Below are 16,336 nucleotides of genomic sequence, written 5' to 3'. Positions count from 1 at the left end.
GATGGAGGAGTACATGTATCAAAATAAGGTAAAGAACAGATATCTGGCCAAATTGGTGGCATCTTTGGGAGTCGTGGCGCTCGCTTTGACAGGTTGTGCGTCCGGTGATGCTGCGAGCGAAGATGCTGCGAGCACAGATGGGGCCGGCGGCGGAGAGCTAACGGCAGTAAAGGTTGGAATTACGCCAGCCATCAACAACGCCACCTTCAACTTGGCGATTGATGGCGAACTTGGTCAGGCTCATGGTCTTGACCTGCAGCGAACGGTGGTGGGTGGCGCTGGAAGCTCAAACCAAGTTTCTGCGATGCTTGCCGGTGACATTGACATTAGCGTTGGTGGCACGAACACAATTGCGGATGCAATTTCGCAGGGTTCAGACATTCAAATTATCGCTGGGCATGCTCCGCTGATGAATAATTTGACGCTCACGACGGATGCCATGGAAGCTTCCGGTGTGAGTCTTGATGCTCCTTTGGAAGAGCGAATTGAAGCGCTGAAGGGGCTCAAAATTGCGGTGGCCTCTGCTGGTTCGACGAGCCATACGGTGCTCGTCTCCTTACTGACTAGCTACGGCATTGATGTTGATAACGACATCACGCTGGTGCCCATCAACGATTTGGGCGCCGTGCCAGCGGGGCTCATGCAGGGTACCTATGACGCGGCGTTTGCGAGTGCAGAGACTGGCGGCGTAGCTGTGTCTTCGGGTGACGCTGTGACGTGGATTTCGCTACCGCGTGGTGATGTTCCTGAGTATGCAGACTATGTCGGTCTGGTGCTGTATTCCTCGCGTCAGTTCATCGAGGAGAATCCAGAAATCATCGAGGGTGTAGTCGCCACACTCCATGATGCCGAAACCATGGCTCGCGAAAACCCAGATGAAGCTGGTGACATTCTCAAGGCTGGCATTTTCTCGGATATGGAGCCGGCAGTGTTTGATGATGCTTGGTCACAGGTACATGCGTCCTTCCACCAAGGGGAGAAGTTCACGAAGGAAAACTGGCAGACGATCGTGGATCTCTTCGATGAGGGAAGTGAGAACGACTATTCCGCCCTCGTATATGAAGACATTGTGATCGAACCTGCGCGAGGCTAACTAGCTCTACCTAGTCGCTTCGTGCCGAATCGGGCCTCGGGATTCCATGGATGGGATGCCGGGGCCCTTTTTGTGCGCGGATTCCTCGAAGAAGTTGGCTGCTTATTAGTAGGCGTCAGGTGTCGATTTTCGTCGAATCATTATAAAAGATGTGGCAATCGGAGCTCGCCCCATGCTATCTTCGTGATATTCATAATCAAGAATTGCGACCTAGTCAACGGTGATGGAGGAATCGCGTGAAAATTCAGAGAAGAAGACTGTCAGGAGCTTCTGCTCTTGGGGCAGTGGCTGCGATCGCGGCACTGGTGCTCACAGGATGTGCAGGTAGCCCAAGTGCGAGCGAAACATCCGGCGCAGCTGACGGAGAGTTGCCGGTGGTTCAGATCGGCATCACCCCCTCCGTTAATAACGCCACCATGAACCTGGCTGTAGATGCGGAGTTTGGCGACGCGCACGGCGTTCGACTCGAGCGAACAACAGTCGGTGGCGCCGGCAGCACCAACCAGGTTTCTGCCCTGTTGGCAGGGGACATCGATGTTGGAGTCGGAGGTACCAACACCATTATTGATGCCATTGCCCAAGGATCCGATATTCAGATCATCGCTGGAATGGCGCCACTGCTGTTCAGCTTGACGCTCACCGATGACGCGGCTGAGGCCTCAGGTGTCAGCCCAGATGCCCCGATCGAAGAGCGCATTCAGGCGCTCAAAGGTTTGAAAATTGCAGTATCGCCGTCCGGTTCTACTGGGAACACGGTGCTGCGAACCATCCTCGCTGACTATGGGTTGGACGCGGACAGCGATGTGACTTTCGTCCCGCTCAATGACTTAGGTGCAGTACCGGCTGGCTTGATGCAGGGCACCTACGATGCATCCTTTGCTGCTGTGGGAACTGGTGAAGTTGCCGTGGCGTCCGGAGACGCCGTGACATGGGTCTCACTGCCACAGGGCGATATTCCGTCATTTGAGCCGTATGTGGGCATTGTGGCGTACTCGTCGAAGAGCTACATCGAAGAGCACCCCGATGAGATTGCTGCCGTGTTCGCTGCCCTTAACGATGCTCAACAGATGACGGTCAACGAGCCGGATGGAGTTGCAAGCATCCTCAAGCAATCCATTTTCGCGGAGATGGACGACAGCGTATTTGAGGCCACCTGGAGTCAAGTGCAGGACTCCTATACCGAGGGAAGCCAGTTCACAGAAGAGAACTGGAACACGATAGTGACGCTGTTTGATGCCACTAGTGAGAATGACTACGCATCCCTGAACTACGAAGACATCGTCGCTGAAATTGCTAGGGGTTGATGAGGATCATGGCAGTGACAATGAAAAAAGCTAAGGCTGGCAGTAACGATTTCCACGACGGACCAATCTTCGAGGTACGGAATCTACATATCGGCTTTGGTGATGCTCCTGACATTCTCGGAGACGTCAGCATGAGCATCGAAAAAGGCGAATTCCTCACACTCCTTGGCCCGTCGGGATGCGGAAAAACGACGATTCTTAACCTCGCGGCCGGCCTCCTCACTCCTCGAAGTGGCTATGTGCGGTTCGCAGGTAAGGACATCAAGGGTGTGAACACCGATGTCGGTTACATGACTCAAGACGACACGCTCTTGCCATGGCAATCCGTGCGCAAGAATGTCGGACTCCCCCTCAAACTGCGTGGTGTCGGGAAAGACGAAATCGATGAGCGTGTCAATCGCCTCTTGAAGCTGGTGGACCTCACACACGCGGCAGATCTTCTGCCGAGTCAACTCTCCGGCGGCATGCGCCGGCGTGGGTTACTGGCACGCAGCATGATTTACGAACCCCTACTCCTGCTCATGGACGAACCCTTTGCGGCTCTCGATGCGCAGCTCCGCCACCAAATGCACGCAGAGCTACGTGAGACGGTCAATCGCATTGGGCAGACGGTGATGTTCGTCACGCATGACATCGCCGAGGCCGCAAAACTCAGCGATCGAGTGCTGATCGTTGGTGGGGGACCTCCTGGCGGCATCGTTTCTGAACACCGCCTGCCGTTTGGCAAAGACCGGGACTTTGACAAGCTCCGATTCAGTGATGAGTTCGCTCGAGTCGAGCGTGAACTCGACGAGGCACTGCACGGTGCTCGCAAAGCAGGGAAGCACTAGGAGGCTGAAATGACTACCGCTACTGGCGAAAAGCCGACTTCCACTGAACCGCTTTCCACGAGTGCGATCATCACCGTGCAACGGAAGAAGTCCAAGAAGCGCGGCCGCACTGGGATGATCGTTGGCATCCAAATTGCGCTGGTGCTCGCACTCCTTGGTATTTGGGAACTGGTCTCGGGCACCTTAGTTCCAGAAATTCTGTTGAGCAGACCGAGCAAAGTGCTGCCGTTATTTTGGCAGTGGATCATCGACGGCACCCTGCTGACGAACGCAGCAAGCACCTTCTCGGGGGCTCTCTGGGGCCTGTTGATTGGTGGGCTCGCGGGCATCATCGTCGGCGCTATCCTGGGGCAGTCCAAGATTCTTGCCGACATATTCGAGCCCTTCATCACAGCGCTTTACACGATGCCGAAGCATGCGCTGATTCCGCTATTCATCATGTGGGTTGGCATCGGCTCGATGCTCGGAATCGTGACGAGCGCGGTCATCGTGTTCTTCTTGGTGTTCTTCAACACCTTCTTCGGGATGAAAGACGTTCGTCAGTCTCTGATCGACTCGGTGAGAATCATGGGAGGTAGCCCGTGGGACGTAATGTTCCGTGTTCGCCTGCCATCGGCGCTGATCTGGGTGGTCGCGGCACTGAAACTCGCTGTACCGCAGGCTGTTGTCGGCGTAGTTGTGGCGGAAATGCTGGCCGGCGACAGCGGCCTCGGCTATCTGGTCGCGCACAACGCTGGCATGTTCAACAGCGCGGGCACATTCTCGGCGCTGATTGCGTTGCTGATTGCTGGCTACCTGATCGATCGTTTGATGACCTGGGTGACCAAGAAACCACTTGCGTGGAAGAACAACAACTCGACGTCGTAGTTGCCCGAAAGCACCCCAAACCCCATAACACCCCCACTTTTCCCACTATCGACGGATTCGCAGGTCTTTTTTCGATGAAAACCCGCGTATTTGCAACGATCGCAGGTCGGTGGTGCTAGTTTGGCGACGTTGCCCACCGCTGTAACTGGCGAAACGTGGCGACCCAAAATGTAAATCTGCGCTCATGAGAGTGAGTGCAGCGTCCTGAGGAGGGCACGTATGGCAGAGAAGACCACCGTGAACAAGACCGAACTCGTTGCTGCAATCGCAGCTGAGACTGGCCAGAGCCAGGCAACCGTGAACGGCGTTCTCGACGCACTGTTCCAGCAGCTCGCGACCAACGCTGCCGCTGGCAACAAGGTCACCATCCCGGGCTGGTTCTCGGTTGAGCAGACCGAGCGCGCAGCACGCGTCGGCCGCAACCCACGCACTGGCGACGAGATCCAGATCCCCGCTTCGAAGGGCGTCAAGATCTCGGCTGGCTCGAAGCTCAAGAACGCTGTCAAGTAGTCTTCAGCGCGATTAACGCTTTAGTGCAACGGACCGTCCCGAAAGGGGCGGTCCGTTCTTTTCCTCCGGGGCACTGGCCGCGGGTACCCTGGAAGGACCATGAAATCGTCCGCCTCGGGCTCTCCTTCCCCCACTGAACGTCTCGGCACCACTGCGGTCAAGCGACGCAAGAACGTCCTCAGCGACGCCGAACTCGACCGCATCGGCGAGGCCGGTTGGGGCCCACGCACTCGCGCGCTGATCACCTGGGGCCCGGCCGGGCTCCTCATCGTCGCGCTGCTTACCCTGCTCGGCGCACTCGCATACGGTGGCGGTTCTGCCCCGCTCGTAGTGGCGGACCCGGGCCCGATCGTTCGCTGGGGGCTACCCGCCGCGCGACTCGCATACAACATGACGGCCGCGCTCACCATCGGTGGCCTGATCGTCGCCGTATGGTGCGCCAGCCGCAAGGAGCCCGAATTCGAGCGGGCAATGAGCCTCGCCCAGAGCGGGGCAGCGGCCTGGACGGTCGCGACCATCGCATCCGCACTGTTCACCTACCTCGACGTGTCGGCAGTGCCCTTTTCTTTCGACGCGACGTTCGGTGAGGGGATGTGGTTCTACCTCGTCAGCCTCGAAGTCGGCCAGCTCTGGCTGATGGCCATCGTGATGACCGCGATGCTTAGCACCTTTGTCTTCGCCTCGCGCTCTCGTTGGGGAACCTTCCTCACGACAGGCTTTGCCCTGCTCACGCTCTGGCCCATCGCATCCCTCGGCCACACTGCCGGCGCAGCCTTCCACAGCACCGCCGTCGGCGGCATCACGCTGCACTACACCGGCGCCGCAATTTGGCTCGGCGGGCTCGTGGTCTCCGCAATTGTCGCGCTCGGGGCACCGGGACGACGACGCCTGCCACTCATTGAGCGCTATTCGCAATTCGCGCTCATCGCGTTCATCATGACCGGCACGAGCGGCATCGTTGCCACCTGGATGAACGTGGGCGATTGGGAGCGGCTCTTTATGAGCGACTACGGTCGCATCACGCTGTTCAAGGTGCTGCTCTTTATCGTGCTCGGCTGGTTTGGCGTCCTGCAGCGCCGCTATTTCATCGGGCGGATGCAGAAAAACGTTGCCGAGCGCAAGCCCACTCTCGAGCCACTCACCTATCTCGTTGCGATTGAGTTTCTCATCATGGGTGCCGTGTCGGGCGCAGCTGCCGCGCTCGGTCGCACGCCGAGCCCACAGCCGCAGATTGCCGCCGAGGAACTCGCCGAACCGACGCCAGCGCAGCTGCTCTCGGGCGAAACCCTCCCACCACCCTTCGAATTCTCACGACTGTTCACCGAATGGCGGCTTGACCCGATCTGGACTTTCCTGTCGCTGATGGGGCTCGCCTTCTACCTCATCGGCTTTTATCGGCTCCGTAAGCGCGGCGACAAATGGCCCTGGTGGCGCCTCATCGCTTTCGCGTTCGGCATCCTGATCCTGCTGTACAACGTCAACGGCGCGATGATCGTCTACGGGAAGTTCCAGTTCAGCTTCCACATGACCGATCACATGATCCTCTCCATGATCATCCCGATCTTCATCGTGCTTGGCGCCCCGATGACGCTGCTGCTGCGCGGAGTGAAGCCGCGCGATGACGGCTCAATGGGCGGCCGCGAATGGGTCCTGCACATCGTCCACTCGAAGTACGCGGCCTTCTTCTCGCATCCAATCGTCGCCGGAATCAACTTCGCGATCGCGCTGCTGGTGTTCTACTACACCCCGCTCTTCCGCTGGGCCACCGAGGACCACGTCGGCCACATGTGGATGATCGCGCACTTCCTGCTCGTCGGTTACCTCTTCGTCGAATCGCTTATCGGCGATGACCCGACCCGCAATCGCGCCCCGTACCCTGCGCGACTGATCGCACTCGTGCTGGTGATGACCTTCCACGCCTTCTTCGGCCTGTCGATCATGACCGGCACGGGCCTGCTCGTCGCGGAATGGTACGGTGCCACCGGGCGCACCTGGGGCCCGGCCACGGCGCTTGAAGATCAGCAGATTGGCGGTGCCATAGCCTGGGGTATTGGTGAATTCCCGACGGTGATCCTGGCGCTTATCGTGGGTCTGCAGTGGGCCAAGAGCGACGAGAAGCGCGCCAAGCGCGAAGACCGTCGCGCGCAACGTGACCACGATGCCGAACTCAAGGCCTATAACGAGCAGCTACAGCGCATGGCAGAAAGGGACGCACAGCAGTGACCCTTCACCTCACGCCAGAGCAGCAGGGGGTCTTCGACGCGATCGAAGGCACCCGCGACCACCTCTTCGTCACCGGCCGTGCCGGCACCGGAAAATCCACGCTGCTCAACCACCTCTCCTGGCACACCAGCAAACAACTGGTGATCTGTGCCCCCACGGGAGTCGCCGCGCTCAACGTCGGCGGCCAAACCATCCACTCGCTGTTCAAACTGCCAATCGGCATCATCGGCAACCAACCCATCGAGCAAAACCGCGAGGTCAAAAAGCTCCTCAACACCATCGACACGCTCGTGATCGACGAGATCTCGATGGTCTCCGGCGATCTGCTGGATGCGATGGACCGGTCGCTGCGGCAGGCTCGGCAACGCAAATCCGAAGCGTTCGGTGGCGTGCAGGTCGTGATGTTCGGCGACCCCTTCCAGCTCGCGCCGGTGCCGCCGAGCGACCCGGAAGAGCGCGCGTGGATGCGCGACAACTACAAATCGACCTGGTTCTTCGACGCGCACGTGTGGCGGGAAGCCGAGATGCGCATCCACACCCTGCGGGAAATTCACCGGCAGCACGATGACGAGTTCCGCAACCTGCTCACCGCCGTGCGATACGGGAATGTCACCGAGGCCATGGCCAACCGGCTGAACGAGGTTGGTTCGCGCACCCCGCCGCGGGACGGGATCATTACGCTCGCGTCGAAGAACGCGACGGTCTCGCGCATTAATGCGCGTGAACTCGAGCGGCTGCCAGGCCAGTCAATGTCGGCTGCGGCCGAGATTAACGGCGACTTTGGCAATGCCCGCACCTATCCGGCCGAGCTCGAACTTGAGCTGAAGATCGGGGCGCAGGTGATGTTCCTGCGCAATGACACCGACAGTCGCTGGGTGAACGGTTCGGTGGGTGAAGTCACGAAGATTGACCGCACGGTGCATGTTGAGATCGACGGCGAAGAGCACGAGGTCGAGCCGATCGTCTGGGAGAAACTGAAGTACTCCTACGACGCCGACACGAAGGAACTCTCGCGCGAGGTGGTGGGGGAGTTCCACCAGTTCCCGCTGCGGCTCGCGTGGGCGGTGACGATCCACAAGTCGCAGGGGAAGACCTATGACCGCGCGGTCGTGGATCTCGGCGCCCGGGCATTCTCGCCGGGGCAGACCTACGTGGCACTCTCGCGCATCCGCTCGCTGGAGGGCCTGTACCTCAGCCGCCCCTTGCAGCCGCGCGACATCTTCGTGGATGCGGACGTCATGCGCTTCATGAACGAGGTCGCCGAGGCCAACCGCGTCGCAAAGCTCGCCGCCGCCAAAGCCCCGGTCGCTACAGAATCGCTCGCTGAGTAGCGAAGCGTATCGAAGCGCCCTAGTGCGGCCGGATGAACGGCCGGATCGCCTCGATCAGCGCATCCACATCTGCATCCACCCCGAGCACCTCGGCCCAGGCCGCGACGTACTCCTCGTAGTACCGGTGCGCGTGACCGCCCTTGGTCTGAATCGAGGCGGGCATATCGGCAGCAATCTGCCAGAACGTGACCCATGGCCACCAGGTCATGTGTTCGGTGACATCGTGGCCGCGCGGTTCGGTCATCCACTCCGGCTCTCGCCAAATCAGCGGCACATTCCACCACACGATCGGGTCACTCGGATGCTGCATGAAAATAAACCGCTTCGGGCCCCAGGGCGCATAGCTGGTCCCGGCATTTGAGCGCGGCAAATCACCTAGCCGGTTTGAAAACCGAATCATCTCCCCATCGCGAATTCGTGGCCGGATCACGCTCGAACCCGCGGTGCGGCCGTCGGTGAGTTCCTGCCAGATCGGGCTGAATTGCGGGGTGCCGGCCCAGACCGCACCATCGAGTCGCTCAGTCATATCGCGCGCATCCGTGAATTCGGCCAGCCCGCCGAAGGCACCGAGTGACTCGCCGGACATGTACAACTTGGGGCGTTCCGAAAGAGGGATTTTCTCGAGCTCGACCGTGACCGCCTCGTAGAGCGCTCGCCCGGTTGTCTGTGGGGACTTGCGGTCGAGCATGATCGCGAAGGCGCTCGGTAGCACGGTGTATTGCAGCGACACCATCGCGCAATCACCTTTGGTGAGGAATTCCATCGCGCCCATTGACCAGTCGTTGAGCCAGCCGGTACCGGTGCCGATGTAAATGCACAGGTGCTTGCGTCGGAAGCCCCCGGCGCGCTTCAGCTCCCGTACCGCTCGGCGGGCCGCCTCTTCAATGGTGACGGTTGCCCGCAGACCGACATAGGCGCGCACGGGTTCTTTTGCGGCTTCCCCGGTGAACCGTGAGATGTCTTTCGCTCGTGGGCCATCCGAGACCACGGCTTTTCCGTGACGGCCTAGCGTGCCAAATGGTTCGAGGGATGCCGCGGAGCCGGAGCGTTCGGGCTGTGTGGGTGGGGTGCGGTCCGGCAGCGGTTTCAGATTATTGACGAGTGCACTCGCCTGGATTTGTTCGACGAGCCGATTCCAGAGGAAAGAGCGATTCAGCAGGTACAGCAGCCCCAGCGTGGTGGCGCTGCCAGAGAAGGGCACCGCGATGGCGGGGAGATAGCGTTTCAGGAGCTGGCGCGTTCCCCAGGACTGCAGGCGAAATAGCCGCACTCCGAGCAGCACCGCCATGGAGCTTGCGGTACCCGCGGTGAGCCCCAGCAGCTGGATGCGCGGGGTCGGCGGTTCCTTATCGACTAGTCGGGCGATCTCCCGCTGCCGATTCATCGAGTTCACGAGCGCCGTGACGGTGCCGAGTACGAGTCCGCTCAGCAGTACGATCTGCCACGGGGTGGTGAGTTTGGCGAGCTGGTGACCCAGCTGCGCGGGGAGCCGCTCTTGCGGGAGCCGGCTTCGTACGAGTGCGGCGATACCGATGCGAGCGGTGCGGGCGCTGAAGCCCAGAGCGTATCCGTAGAGCTGCGAGAGGCTGACGCTCGCCGCGGTCATCCACCAACTGCGCGGTAGAAAGCTCGGGCCGAGCGCGATCCAGGTCGCGAGCTGCCCGCCAACCATGCCCCACCAGTCGGGCAGTAGCGGGTGCCCGCTGGCGTCGAGTCCGCGCGGCGGGTCGCCCGGTGGATGCAGTGGGGAGGGCACGCGACCGGTTCGGTTGCTTCGCAGTTCGCGGAAGATCTGCCGGATTTTGCGTCGCTGTTCGCGCTTATCTCTCCTGCGCGCGCGACGACCAAACATGTCGCCATTATCCAGGGTTCAAGTGACACGGTGTAACCGGTGGCCGTTTGAATCAATCGTCAGACGGACATCGGGTCGTCGCTGGGGAAGTCGTTCTCAGCTTCAATCCCTGCAACTTTCATGAAAAGTGTTGCATTTTCGTGGCAAGTGAAATAAGTTGTATCTACAACCAATTGTTGAAGGAGTTCGCATGACCGTTATTGAAGGCATCAGCGCCGGTACCTGGGTAATCGACCCCACCCACACCGAAGTCGGATTCGTCGTTCGCCACATGGCGATCTCGAAGGTTCGCGGCAAGTTCGAGCAGTTCGAAGGCTCGATCGTTGTTGGTGACAACATCGAGGATGCACAGGTCAACGTGACCATCGAAGTTGCTTCGGTGAACACCAACCAGGCACAGCGTGACCAGCACCTGCGCACCTCGGACTTCTTCCTCGCCGAGGAGTTCCCGCAGATCAACTTCGTCTCGAAGTCGATCCGCGTTGAGGGCGAGGACATCTACGTGCTTGGCGACTTCACGCTCCGTGGCGTCACCAAGGATGTCGAGCTCAAGGTTGAATTTGGTGGCGTCACCGTCGACGGCTACGGCAACACCAAGGCTGGCTTCGAGGCGTCGACCAAGATCAACCGCAAGGAATTCGGCGTGAGCTGGAACGCTCCGACCGAGGCTGGCGGTCTCACCCTGGGTGACGACGTCACCATCGTGATCGACGGCCAGGCGGCCCTCCAGGCCTAAGTCTCACGCGAGCAAGAAATCTCCCGCATGCTGTGAAGCGCATGCGGGAGATTCTGCTTTTCCCTAGACTCAGCGAGTTGGCCGTGATCGTATACGACCATCCGATGCAAGGAGAATGCGATGTCGGATCCCAAAGAAGTGTCACGCGGCGTGAACCTCACGCTGCGCTATCTCACGTTCTTGGTCGGAATCTTCATCATGTCCATCGGCATCGCACTGTCGGTGTACGCCTTGATCGGGACCACCCCGATCAGCGCCATCCCGCTGGTGATGAGCTACGCCACACCGTTTAGCCTCGGGGTCTACACGGTCGGCATCAATATCGTGCTGCTGATCTTTCAGATTCTCCTGCTGCGCCGACGCTTTGAATTGATTCAGCTGCTCCAGATCCCCGCAGCCTTCGCTTTCGGTTCCTTCTGTGACCTGTCGGTCTGGTTGCTTCGAGGCCTGGATGGTGTGGCCGCTGACAGCTACCTCATCCAGCTCGGGCTTTCGCTCGCGGCTTCGGTGGTGCTCGGAATTGGCGTGTGGCTGCAGGTCACCCCGCGGGTACTCACGCTCGCCGGTGATGGCGCTGCGGTGGCCCTCGAAATCGTGACCCGCAGGCCGTTCAGCACGGTGAAGATCATGGTGGACTCCACGCTCGTGGTGATCGCAGTGATCCTGTCGTTGCTCTTCTTTGGGGAGCTCCTGGGCGTTCGAGAAGGCACGGTGATTGCCGCGGTGCTCGTCGGTTACGTCGTTCGACTCCTGCACCGTCACGTGAAATGGCCCGCGGTCCTCTCCCGCCCGGGAGTTCACGGCAGCTAGCGTCAGGGGCCTACTCGCCCGGGAACTTCACGCCAATCGCTGCCCGAGCCTCGTCCATAATCTCGAGCACCTCGATTGTGGCGCGGTACGGCATAACCTCCGACTCCTGCATCCCGGCCGCCACACAGCGAGCCACCTCGGCAACTTGGAACTGGAAGCCGCCCGGAACCGTCGCATCCCACTCGGTGACGGTAGCGTCGGCTACGCCGTCGGCGGAAGCTTCTGTCGGGCCGTCATCGTCGAATTCATAGAGCCGGAGCACGCCAGGCGCGTAGAAGTCGGTCGGGAAGTCGACGATGCCGTGTTCGAAGATGAACTCCGCGCCGGAGGGTGCGCGGCCGTCGAGGTTGCTGCGGGCAGTGCCGAGGGCCTCAGAGGTGCGCATGATGATCGCGGCGGATGCATCCACCGCGTGCTGCTTCATCAGGTTGCCAGCGGCGACCACCTGCTCGGGCTTGCCGATCACGTCGTGAATCGCCGAGACCGAGTACACCCCGATATCGAGCAGCGCACCGCCACCCTGGGCGGGCTCCACCAGCCGCGGAATCTCTTCAAGCATCGTGCCCGCGAAGTTGGCGTGCGCGTTCACGAGCTTTCCGAGCTGACCGCCGCGGGTGATCGCGCGCAGCACCTCGAACTGGGGGAGGAAGCGCGTCCACATCGCCTCCATAATGAACACGCCCTTCGCCTCCGCTGCGGCAAATACCGCGCTGGCCTCGACCGCGTTCAGCGTGAAGGGCTTTTCGACCAGGATGGGCTTACCCGACTCGATAGCGCGCAGCGCCAGATCGTGGTGGGTCGGGTTGATCGTCGCGATATAGAGGGCATCGACTTCGGGGTCGTCGATGAGCTCGTCATAGGAACCGTAGGCGCGTGGAATATCCAGTTCGGCGGCGAAGGCCTGCGCGCGCTTCACATCCCGGGCGCCGATGGCAGCGACGGTAGAGCGCGTGTGGGCGGTCACTTCCTCGGTGAAGCGGCGAGCAATCAAGCCGGCACCGAGGATTCCCCAGCGCAAGGCTGGTGCATCCATCGGGTCTCGCAGCTCGGCGCTCGCGGCAATGCGGGCGATCGACTCGGGAAGGTTCGAAAGTGTGGCATCAGAAAGTGAAGATGTCATAACAAGAGCATCTCAGGTTTCCGATGCGAATGGCAGGAGGCTGCCGGTTGCCCACGCCCCCACTGCTTTTCTCGCCCGCGGGCTCGACTACGGTGGTCGAAGTGCCCGATGGCACGGATGCGAACCTGGTGGTGCATCCCCAAACCACCCTGAGACGGAGGCAGCAGCGCGATGAGTAATGGAGCCGCAATCGTGGGCTCCGGGCCGAACGGTCTGGCTGCTGCTGTGACGCTCGCTCGCGCCGGTATCCCCGTCACGGTCTTTGAGGCCGCCGACACGATCGGCGGTGGCACGCGCACGGGCGAAGTGGTGATGCCCGGGGTCGTCCACGACATTTGTTCGGCGATCCACCCAATGGCCCTGGCCTCGGAATTCTTCCGCCGTTTTGAGCTTGCCAAGCGCGTGGAGTTTGTCGTCCCGGAAGCCTCCTATGCGCATCCGCTCGATGGTGGCCGAGCGGCCATCGCGTACCGTGACCTTGATCGCACGGCCGCGGAACTCGGGCGTGACGGCGAAGCCTATCGGCGCTTGTTCGCGCCGCTCTTGCAGCAGTTGGATGGGGTGCTCGATTTCGGTCTCGGCGGCAGCATGTTGCGCTGGCCACGCTCGCTCCCGGCCGCACTGGCCATGGGATTGCGCACGCTCGAGCAGGGTTCGCCGCTGTGTAATCTGCGGTTCCAAGAGGATGCCGCACCCGCGATGATCTCTGGGGTCGCGGCGCACAGCATCGGCACAATGCCGGCGCTGTCGACCGCGGCAATCGGTCTCGTGCTCTCGGTCACGGGCCACGCGGCCGGATGGCCAGTGCCGGTTGGCGGTTCGCAGGCGATCGCGCAGGCGCTCGCGGATGATTTGCTCGCGCACGGTGGCCGGATCGAGACCGGCGTTCGGGTGCAGGATGCAGGCGAGCTGTCGGGCTATCAGGTGAAGGTTTTTGACACTTCGGCTCGCGACCTTGCCCGCATTGCCGAGCGTGAATTGCCGGAGGATTACGTGCGGGCGCTGCGGCGGTTCAAGTCGGGGAATGCCGCGGCGAAGGTTGATCTTGTGTTGGACGGGCCGATCCCGTGGGCTGATCCGCGGGTGGCGCAGACACCGACCGTGCACCTTGGCGGTTCGCGGGCGCAGATCGCTTTTGCGGAGGCGGAAGTTGCACGCGGTCGCCATCCGGATCAGCCTTATGTGCTGCTGGCGCAGCCCAGCGAGTTCGATCCGGGGCGTAACCCTTCGGGCAAGAACGCGGTCTGGAGTTACACCCACGTGCCGAACGGTTCGACCTTGGATGTCTCGGAGCGCGTGATCGCACAAATTGAGCGCTTTGCGCCGGGCGTGCGCGAACGCATCCTCGATTGTCGCGTGACCACCGCGGCCGAGCTCGCTGACTACAACTCGAACTATTTCGGTGGCGATATCAGCGCCGGGGCGGTGCAGCTGCAGCAACTCATCGCTCGGCCGACGCTCTCACCTTCGCCCTGGCGCACGCCCGGCAAGGGCATCTATCTCGCCTCGTCTTCGACGCCTCCTGGACCCGGCGTGCACGGTTTGGCAGGTTGGCATGCCGCCCGGTTGATTCTGGCCAAAGAATTTGGCAAATCATTACCGAGTCTCGCTGTGTAGGGGGAAGCCGCAGGCTCGAGATTCGCGGGTGATGTGCCGTAATGGCTAGACGCATCTGCTAAACAAGGGCGGGCAGGGCACGAGTGTGTGCTGCCCGCCCAGTTTCGTGTCGCCAACACTGAGCCCGGCCCGCCGGGAGTCTGAAAGCCCTCATGGATAAAGAGAAAAAGAAGCGCTCACCCCTGGTCCGAGGTGTGCTCGCGGCCCTCAGTCTGGTCACCGCATGGCATATTTTCGCGTCCTTCCTGTGGATCGCGCCCTATTCGCCACTGCGAGAGATCCCCACACAGCAGGTGCTTTCGAGCTACATGATTCCCTTCTTCGGGCAATCCTGGAGTGTCTTCGCGCCGGCCCCGATCAACGGCAGCTACACCCTCAAGGTGCGCGCGATCGTTGACGAGAACGGCACCCTCACCGAAACCGACTGGGTGGATGCGACCGCGGTCGAGCTCGACATGATTCAGAACAATCTTTTCCCGCCGCGCGCGGGCCTGCAGGCGGCGGAAGTCGCCAGTCAGCACAAGTCCAGCTACGACGCGCTCACTGACGACCACCAGGTCATCGTCGAGCTCAACTACTTCGAGGGCGACTGGGAGGCACGACTCGAAGAAAAGATGGCGAGCTACGGCGATGAAGACCTCGTCGAAGACTTCATGGTCACCGAGCACATGACCGTCGCCTACGCCACGCAGGTGGCGCTCGCGGTCTGGGGTGATGACGTCGTGCGCGTGCAGTACGAGGTGAGCCGCCAGAATGTGGTCCCCTTCGCGGAACGCAATGATTCGGATGCGCAGCGACCGGCCGTACAGATCGTCTCGACTGGGTGGCGGGGCCTCGCGAAAAACCCCGGCCAATCCGATGAGGCTTTCGCCGAGACCTTCCTGCGCGTCTACGAGGGGATGAACTAGTGCTCACCCGACTGAAACGCTTCTTCCTCGCGCTGGGCCTCTTCTTTGCTGGCGGCATCAAGTCGATCATCCGCGGCGCCGGCCGGCTCATCAGCCTCGGCTACACGATCGCCGAAAACTGGCTCATCGACTCGAAAAAAGCCACCTACGGACTGGCCGTCACGCGCATCCTGCTGGGGCTCTCGGCCGTGGGCCTGCTGGTCTCCAACTGGCGCACCCGCCTCTACGCCTTCGGCAGCGGCTCGCTCTGGAACGGCGAGGGGCTGGATGCGAAAAGTGACTTCCCGCACATTTGGCTGTTCAGCGCGTTCCACCACGCGATGCCGAACGATGCGCTCTACACGACCCTGTACCTGCTGCTGCTGGCGCTCGCGATCGCGTTCACACTCGGCTGGCACACCCGGATCGTGCATCCGATCTTCCTGGTGCTGTGGATTAGCTTCATCGAGGCGAACGACATGCTCGGTGACCAGGGCGACAATATGTTCCGCATCGCCCTGTTCTTCATGCTTTTCGCCAATTGCGGGATGCGCTGGTCGCTTGATGCGCGCAGGCGGGCGAAGAAGGATGGCCCGGCTACCAACGGGACCCCGAAGACCGAGTGGGGGCAGATTCAGAACGTCGCGCACAACCTGGTGCTGGTGATCCTCACCGCGCAGGTGTCCTTCGTGTACGTTTCCGGCGCACTCTACAAAGCCGGTGGTGAGCCCTGGTCGGGCGGCTACGCGGTCTACAACCCGCTGATGACCGACCGGTTTGGCACCTGGCCGACGCTCAGCGAGATCGCCACCACTTGGGGGCCGCTCGTGACCATCGCGACCTGGGGTTCGATCCTCATGCAGCTCGCGTTCCCGTTCATGCTGCTCACTCGCCCGACCCGCATTATTGGGCTTGCGACCATCCTCACCTTCCACATGGCAATTGCGGTGCTGATGGGGCTGCCATGGTTCTCGCTCGCGATGGTCGCCATCGACTCGATCTTTATTCGCGACCGCACCTGGAGCGGGATGGTGCGGGGACTGCGAAACCGATTCCGTGCATCCCACGAACTCGCGCGCGAAAAGGTTCCTGTGTAGCAGGTACAAAATGACGGTCAAGTTCGCACCGAGCGGAACGATACATGCAGATTCACAGA

The 16,336-nt window shown here is 61.1% G+C and carries 14 protein-coding genes; 12 read left to right on the top strand and 2 right to left on the bottom strand.

The window, feature by feature from the left end:
- Nucleotides 1-13: 13 nt before the first annotated feature.
- The 7 genes from F8O05_RS02270 (at nucleotide 14) to F8O05_RS02240 (ending at nucleotide 8,158) form a co-directional block, all read left to right on the top strand.
- Entirely contained in the window at nucleotides 14-1,093 is a 1,080-nt protein-coding gene (locus F8O05_RS02270) for an ABC transporter substrate-binding protein (RefSeq protein WP_192496990.1), read from the top strand.
- 236 nt (nucleotides 1,094-1,329) lie between these two features.
- Nucleotides 1,330-2,397 carry an ABC transporter substrate-binding protein gene (locus F8O05_RS02265; RefSeq protein WP_158051111.1) on the top strand — a complete coding sequence of 356 codons (1,068 nt, stop codon included), beginning with the start codon at nucleotides 1,330-1,332 and terminating at the stop codon, nucleotides 2,395-2,397.
- Nucleotides 2,398-2,417: 20 nt separating this feature from the next.
- A complete protein-coding gene (locus F8O05_RS02260) occupies nucleotides 2,418-3,227 on the top strand; it encodes an ABC transporter ATP-binding protein (protein WP_225735711.1) in 810 nt (269 codons plus the stop codon).
- Nucleotides 3,228-3,236: 9 nt separating this feature from the next.
- Nucleotides 3,237-4,094, top strand: a complete 858-nt coding sequence (locus F8O05_RS02255; RefSeq protein WP_158051109.1) for an ABC transporter permease — start codon at nucleotides 3,237-3,239, stop codon at nucleotides 4,092-4,094.
- A gap of 219 nt (nucleotides 4,095-4,313) precedes the next feature.
- Nucleotides 4,314-4,604 carry an HU family DNA-binding protein gene (locus F8O05_RS02250; protein WP_158051108.1) on the top strand — a complete coding sequence of 97 codons (291 nt, stop codon included), beginning with the start codon at nucleotides 4,314-4,316 and terminating at the stop codon, nucleotides 4,602-4,604.
- A gap of 99 nt (nucleotides 4,605-4,703) precedes the next feature.
- A complete protein-coding gene (locus F8O05_RS02245; protein ID WP_158051107.1) occupies nucleotides 4,704-6,827 on the top strand; it encodes a cytochrome c oxidase assembly protein in 2,124 nt (707 codons plus the stop codon).
- Nucleotides 6,824-8,158, top strand: coding sequence for an ATP-dependent DNA helicase (locus F8O05_RS02240; RefSeq protein WP_158051106.1), 1,335 nt, complete (start codon nucleotides 6,824-6,826; stop codon nucleotides 8,156-8,158). Before F8O05_RS02245 ends, F8O05_RS02240 begins: the two co-directional genes overlap by 4 nt.
- 19 nt (nucleotides 8,159-8,177) lie before the next feature.
- Here F8O05_RS02240 and F8O05_RS02235 read toward each other — a convergent pair whose 3' ends face one another.
- On the bottom strand, nucleotides 8,178-10,010 hold the full coding sequence (locus tag F8O05_RS02235; RefSeq protein ID WP_158051105.1) for an alpha/beta-hydrolase family protein: 1,833 nt from the start codon (nucleotides 10,008-10,010) through the stop codon (nucleotides 8,178-8,180).
- Nucleotides 10,011-10,200: 190 nt separating this feature from the next.
- Between F8O05_RS02235 and F8O05_RS02230 the strand changes: the two genes are divergently transcribed.
- Nucleotides 10,201-10,746 (top strand): YceI family protein, encoded by a 546-nt coding sequence (locus tag F8O05_RS02230; RefSeq protein ID WP_158051104.1) that lies wholly within the window; start codon nucleotides 10,201-10,203, stop codon nucleotides 10,744-10,746.
- 120 nt (nucleotides 10,747-10,866) lie between these two features.
- Nucleotides 10,867-11,556 (top strand): YczE/YyaS/YitT family protein, encoded by a 690-nt coding sequence (locus F8O05_RS02225; RefSeq protein WP_158051103.1) that lies wholly within the window; start codon nucleotides 10,867-10,869, stop codon nucleotides 11,554-11,556.
- 10 nt (nucleotides 11,557-11,566) lie between these two features.
- Here the strand turns inward: F8O05_RS02225 and F8O05_RS02220 are convergent, their stop codons facing one another.
- The gene (locus F8O05_RS02220; protein ID WP_158051102.1) at nucleotides 11,567-12,676 is read right to left on the bottom strand and encodes a Gfo/Idh/MocA family protein; all 1,110 of its coding nucleotides are present in this window, start codon (nucleotides 12,674-12,676) and stop codon (nucleotides 11,567-11,569) included.
- Between the two features lie 171 nt (nucleotides 12,677-12,847).
- Between F8O05_RS02220 and F8O05_RS02215 the strand changes: the two genes are divergently transcribed.
- The 3 genes from F8O05_RS02215 (at nucleotide 12,848) to F8O05_RS02205 (ending at nucleotide 16,277) form a co-directional block, all read left to right on the top strand.
- Nucleotides 12,848-14,293, top strand: coding sequence for a phytoene desaturase family protein (locus F8O05_RS02215; protein ID WP_158051101.1), 1,446 nt, complete (start codon nucleotides 12,848-12,850; stop codon nucleotides 14,291-14,293).
- Nucleotides 14,294-14,445: 152 nt separating this feature from the next.
- The gene (locus F8O05_RS02210; RefSeq protein ID WP_158051100.1) at nucleotides 14,446-15,201 is read left to right on the top strand and encodes a DUF5819 family protein; all 756 of its coding nucleotides are present in this window, start codon (nucleotides 14,446-14,448) and stop codon (nucleotides 15,199-15,201) included.
- The gene (locus F8O05_RS02205) at nucleotides 15,201-16,277 is read left to right on the top strand and encodes an HTTM domain-containing protein (protein ID WP_158051099.1); all 1,077 of its coding nucleotides are present in this window, start codon (nucleotides 15,201-15,203) and stop codon (nucleotides 16,275-16,277) included. The genes F8O05_RS02210 and F8O05_RS02205 overlap by 1 nt, the downstream gene beginning before the upstream one ends.
- Nucleotides 16,278-16,336 lie beyond the last annotated feature (59 nt).

This window comes from Gulosibacter chungangensis (assembly GCF_008831155.1).
In the GTDB taxonomy this organism is placed as follows: Bacteria; Actinomycetota; Actinomycetes; order Actinomycetales; family Microbacteriaceae; genus Gulosibacter; species Gulosibacter chungangensis.
Note: the sequence above shows the minus strand (reverse complement) of the source record. Positions and strands in the feature narration are given on the sequence as shown.

What these genes read in the sequence shown, in the direction of transcription:
- F8O05_RS02250 (WP_158051108.1), top strand. Translation starts at nt 4,314, where the DNA reads ATGGCAGAGAAGACCACCGTGAACAAGACCGAACTCGTTGCTGCAATC.
- F8O05_RS02210 (WP_158051100.1), top strand. Translation starts at nt 14,446, where the DNA reads ATGGATAAAGAGAAAAAGAAGCGCTCACCCCTGGTCCGAGGTGTGCTC.
- F8O05_RS02270 (WP_192496990.1), top strand. Translation starts at nt 14, where the DNA reads ATGTATCAAAATAAGGTAAAGAACAGATATCTGGCCAAATTGGTGGCA.
- F8O05_RS02215 (WP_158051101.1), top strand. Translation starts at nt 12,848, where the DNA reads ATGAGTAATGGAGCCGCAATCGTGGGCTCCGGGCCGAACGGTCTGGCT.
- F8O05_RS02245 (WP_158051107.1), top strand. Translation starts at nt 4,704, where the DNA reads ATGAAATCGTCCGCCTCGGGCTCTCCTTCCCCCACTGAACGTCTCGGC.
- F8O05_RS02235 (WP_158051105.1), bottom strand. Translation starts at nt 10,010, where the DNA reads ATGTTTGGTCGTCGCGCGCGCAGGAGAGATAAGCGCGAACAGCGACGC.
- F8O05_RS02230 (WP_158051104.1), top strand. Translation starts at nt 10,201, where the DNA reads ATGACCGTTATTGAAGGCATCAGCGCCGGTACCTGGGTAATCGACCCC.
- F8O05_RS02225 (WP_158051103.1), top strand. Translation starts at nt 10,867, where the DNA reads ATGTCGGATCCCAAAGAAGTGTCACGCGGCGTGAACCTCACGCTGCGC.
- F8O05_RS02255 (WP_158051109.1), top strand. Translation starts at nt 3,237, where the DNA reads ATGACTACCGCTACTGGCGAAAAGCCGACTTCCACTGAACCGCTTTCC.
- F8O05_RS02220 (WP_158051102.1), bottom strand. Translation starts at nt 12,676, where the DNA reads ATGACATCTTCACTTTCTGATGCCACACTTTCGAACCTTCCCGAGTCG.
- F8O05_RS02260 (WP_225735711.1), top strand. Translation starts at nt 2,418, where the DNA reads ATGAAAAAAGCTAAGGCTGGCAGTAACGATTTCCACGACGGACCAATC.